Source organism: Pseudonocardia pini (genome assembly GCF_013870575.1).
In the GTDB taxonomy this organism is placed as follows: Bacteria; Actinomycetota; Actinomycetes; order Mycobacteriales; family Pseudonocardiaceae; genus Pseudonocardia; species Pseudonocardia pini.
This window is the reverse complement of record NZ_JACBXB010000519.1, coordinates 1-4,015: the sequence shown is the minus strand read 5'-3', so window position 1 is coordinate 4,015 and position 4,015 is coordinate 1. Positions and strand designations below refer to the sequence as shown.

The 4,015-nt window shown below is 71.9% G+C and carries 5 protein-coding genes; all 5 read left to right on the top strand.

The features are described 5' to 3' along the window. Window positions 1–529, top strand: a 529-nt coding sequence (locus H5J29_RS23775; protein ID WP_181783255.1) for a helix-turn-helix transcriptional regulator, incomplete at its 5' end; no start/stop codon positions are given. Between the two features lies 1 nt (window position 530). Continuing rightward, a complete protein-coding gene (locus tag H5J29_RS23770) occupies window positions 531–716 on the top strand; it encodes a hypothetical protein (RefSeq protein ID WP_181783254.1) in 186 nt (61 codons plus the stop codon). Between the two features lie 46 nt (window positions 717–762). Then, the gene (gene tatA / locus H5J29_RS23765) at window positions 763–1,050 is read left to right on the top strand and encodes a Sec-independent protein translocase subunit TatA (protein WP_181783253.1); all 288 of its coding nucleotides are present in this window, start codon (window positions 763–765) and stop codon (window positions 1,048–1,050) included. Between the two features lie 54 nt (window positions 1,051–1,104). Beyond that, complete coding sequence (gene tatC, locus H5J29_RS23760) at window positions 1,105–2,016, top strand: twin-arginine translocase subunit TatC (protein ID WP_181783256.1); 912 nt, start codon at window positions 1,105–1,107, stop codon at window positions 2,014–2,016. 58 nt (window positions 2,017–2,074) lie between these two features. Continuing rightward, the coding region (locus H5J29_RS23755; RefSeq protein WP_181783252.1) for a DEAD/DEAH box helicase at window positions 2,075–4,015 on the top strand (1,941 nt) is incomplete at its 3' end.

Below are 4,015 nucleotides of genomic sequence, written 5' to 3'. Positions count from 1 at the left end.
CACGTTCTACCCGCTCAGCGTGTACCGCGGGCACGCGCTGCGGATCGTCTACTACACCGCCGGGCGGGACGCGGTGTCCCTCCGGACCGTCGACCCGATGCGGCTGCTGCTCGTGGAGGGTCACGGCTACCTGGAGGCCTGGTGCAGGCGCGCGGAGGGCGTGCGGCTGTTCCGGCTGGACCGGGTCGAGGAGGTGACCGAGCTCGCCGAGCCGTCCTCGCCGCCGTCGGACGCCGAGCCGACGGACGTCTCCGCGGGCCTGTTCTCGCCGAGCGACGAGCACCGCACGGCGGTTCTGGAGGTCGCACGCGAGGCCCGCTGGATCGCCGAGTACTACCCCGTGGACGAGGTCGTGGAGCACGCGGACGGGTCCGGGGCGGCCCGGGTCCTGCTGCGCTACGCCGACCCGGCATGGTTGGTGCGGTTGGTGTTGGGGCTCGGCGGCGGTGCGCGGGTGGTGGAACCGCCCGCGTTGGCCGAGGCGGTGGCGGAGCGGGCGCGGGCGGCGCTCGCCGGGGCGGAGGGCTGAGATGGGCTTCTACTGGATCCCCCTGCTGGTCGGTGCGCTCGGCGTGGTGCTGCTGCTCGCGGTGGCCGTGGTGAGCGTGTCGCACCTGCGGCGGCTGCTGCACACCGTGGCTCGCGCCCGGTCCCGCACGAGCGCCGCGGCGGTCCCCCTGCAAGGCGAGCTGCGGGCGCTCAAGGCCCGTCGCTGACCACGCGTACTATCGAACCGACTCGGTTCCGGCGAAAGGACTCCTCATGCCCAACCTCGGCGGGTGGGAGATCGTGATCCTCGTGGTCATCGTGCTGCTGCTCTTCGGCGCCAAGAAGCTGCCGGACATGGCCCGGTCGGTCGGCCAGTCCGCCCGCATCTTCAAGGGCGAGATGAAGGGCATGAAGGGCGACGACAAGAAGGACGAGCCGACCACCCCCGCGCCGGCCGCACAGCCCGCGCCGCCCGCGCAGCTCCCCCCGGCGCAGGTCCAGCAGACCCAGCCCGCACCGCAGGCGGAGCAGCCTGCGGAGCAGCGCGAGGGTCGTCAGTAGCCCTCTGTCGTGGTGAAGCTCCCCGGTCGTCGGAAGAAGAGCCCCGACGGCACGATGTCGCTCGTCGAGCACCTCTACGAGCTGCGCAACCGGCTCGGGATCGCGCTGGTCGCGATCGTCCTGACGACGGTCATCGGCTACATCTGGTTCGAGGTCGGCTTCTTCGGTGGTCCGAGCCTCGGTGAGCTGCTGAAGGACCCGTACTGCTCGCTGCCCGCGTCCTCGCGCGCGGTGTTCACCGCGGACGGCTCCTGCACCCTGCTCGGCACCGGGCCCTTCGACCAGTTCATGTTGCGGCTCAAGGTCGGCGCGGTGGCGGGCATCGTGCTCGCCTGCCCGGTCTGGCTCTACCAGCTCTGGGCGTTCATCGTGCCGGGCCTGTACGCGCAGGAGAAGAAGTTCGCGCGCATCTTCGTGACGATCGCGGCCGTGCTGTTCGTCGCGGGCGCGGTGCTCGCCTACTACGTCGTCGCCGAGGGCCTGGGCTTCCTGCTCACCATCGGCTCCGAGATCCAGACGACGGCGCTGACCGGTGAGAGCTACTTCGGGTTCGTCATCGCGCTGCTGCTGATCTTCGGCGTGAGCTTCGAGATCCCGCTGCTGGTCGTGATGCTCAACCAGGTCGGCATCCTGTCCTACGAGCGGCTGCGCAAGTCCCGCCGCGGGATCATCTTCGGGCTGTTCGTGTTCGCGGCGATCGCCACGCCGGGCCAGGACCCGATCTCGATGACCGCGCTGGCCGGGGCGTTGACCCTGCTGTTCGAGCTGGCCATCCAGATCGCCCGGGTGCACGACCGGCGGGCGGCGAAGAAGCGTGCCGCCGAGGGCTGGGACACCTGGGACCCCGACGCCCCCAGCCCGATCGACACCACGCCGAGCTCGGTCGACGGTCCCTCGCCGGTCGAGCCGCCCGCGCCCGTGAGCAGCGCGGAGCCCACGTCCAGGAACATCGACGACGTCACATAAGTGGCGTTCGGCGGCGCCTCGGCGGCGGACCGTCGGTGTCGTGTGACAGCCTGGGTCGGTGGCCAGCAGCACACCGGCCCCGGCGGACGCCTACGCGTCGGCCCGGGCACGCGCCGCCCGTCCGCAGCTCGCGGAGTTCGCAGGCGCGCTCCCGTTCGGCCTCGACGGCTTCCAACGTGAGGCCTGCGAGGCACTGGAGGACGGGCACGGCGTGCTCGTCTGCGCGCCCACGGGCGCGGGCAAGACCGTGGTCGGCGAGTTCGCCGTGCACCTCGCCCTCGCCCAGGGGCTGAAGTGCTTCTACACCACACCGATCAAGGCGCTGTCGAACCAGAAGTACGCGGACCTCGTCGAGCGCTACGGGTCCGACGCCGTCGGCCTCCTCACCGGCGACAGCAGCGTGAACGGGGACGCCCAGGTGGTCGTGATGACCACCGAGGTGCTCCGGAACATGATCTATGCAGGCTCGCGCAACCTCGACCAGCTCGGGTACGTGGTGATGGACGAGGTGCACTACCTCGCCGACCGGTTCCGCGGGGCGGTGTGGGAGGAGGTCATCCTTCAGCTGCCGCCGTACGTCGCGATCGTCAGCCTGTCGGCCACGGTGAGCAACGCCGAGGAGTTCGGGGACTGGCTGGTCGCGGTCCGCGGCGACACGACCGTGGTGGTGGACGAGATCCGTCCCGTCCCGCTGTGGCAGCACATGATGGTGGGCAACCGCCTCTACGACCTGTTCGCCGAGAAGGCCGGGGAGCTGAAGGTCGACCCGGAGCTGCTCCAGCAGACCCGGGAGCTCTCCCGCCAGGACCAGATGTCCAGCTGGGTGCAGGGCAGGCGCGGGCGGGGCGGGCCGCCGCGCAGCCGGGGCGGGATCCGGCCCGCCTCCCGGGTCACGGTGATCGACCGGCTGGACCGGGCCGGGCTGCTTCCGGCGATCACCTTCGTGTTCAGCCGCGCGGGGTGCGACGCCGCCGTCCAGCAGTGCGTGCGCGCCGGGCTCCGGCTGACCACCGAGGCCGAGGTCGGCGAGATCCGCCGGATCGTCGAGAAGCACACCGCCGACCTCCCGCAGGCCGATCTCGGGGTGCTCAGGTACTGGGAGTGGCGCGAGGCCCTGGAGCGTGGGATCGCGGCGCACCACGCCGGGATGCTGCCCGCGTTCAAGGAGACCGTCGAGGAGCTGTTCGTCTCCGGGCTCGTGCGATGCGTGTTCGCCACGGAGACCCTCGCGCTGGGGATCAACATGCCGGCGCGGACCGTGGTGCTCGAGCGGCTGGTCAAGTGGAACGGCGAGGCGCACGTCGAGCTCACGCCCGGCGAGTACACCCAGCTCACGGGCCGTGCCGGTCGGCGGGGGATCGACGTCGAGGGGCACGCCGTCGTCGTCTGGGCGCCGGGGGTGGATCCGGAGCAGGTCGCCGGGCTCGCGTCCACCCGCACGTACCCGCTGCGCAGCTCCTTCCGCGCGGACTACAACATGACGATCAACATGGTCGAGCGGCTCGGCATCGAGAAGGGCCGCGAGCTGCTGGAGCAGTCGTTCGGACAGTTCCAGGCGGACCGGTCGGTCGTCGGGTTGGCGCGGCGCATCGAGAAGAACACCGAGGCGCTCGCCGGGTACGCCGAGGCGATGACCTGCCACCTGGGGGACTTCGCGGAGTACGCGCGGCTGCGCAGGCAGGTCTCGGACCGGGAGCGGTCGCTGCGCAGGCAGGGCTCGGCGGAGCGGCGCACCGAGGTCGCGGAGTCCCTGCTGGCGCTGCGGCCGGGGGACGTCATCGGGGTCCCCGGCGGCAAGCGCGCCGGGCTCGCCGTCGTCCTGGAGTCACCGGGGGACGTCGAGGACCCCCGTCCGCTGGTGCTCACCGAGGAGCGGTGGGCGGGGCGGCTCTCGGCCGCGGACTTCCCGGCCGCCGTGCGGGTCCTCGGCCGGATGAAGCTGCCCAAGCGGGTGGAGCACCGGTCGCCGCAGGGGCGCCGGGACCTGGCCTCGTCGCTG

What these genes read in the sequence shown, in the direction of transcription:
- H5J29_RS23770 (WP_181783254.1), top strand. Translation starts at nt 531, where the DNA reads ATGGGCTTCTACTGGATCCCCCTGCTGGTCGGTGCGCTCGGCGTGGTG.
- tatA (WP_181783253.1), top strand. Translation starts at nt 763, where the DNA reads ATGCCCAACCTCGGCGGGTGGGAGATCGTGATCCTCGTGGTCATCGTG.
- tatC (WP_181783256.1), top strand. Translation starts at nt 1,105, where the DNA reads ATGTCGCTCGTCGAGCACCTCTACGAGCTGCGCAACCGGCTCGGGATC.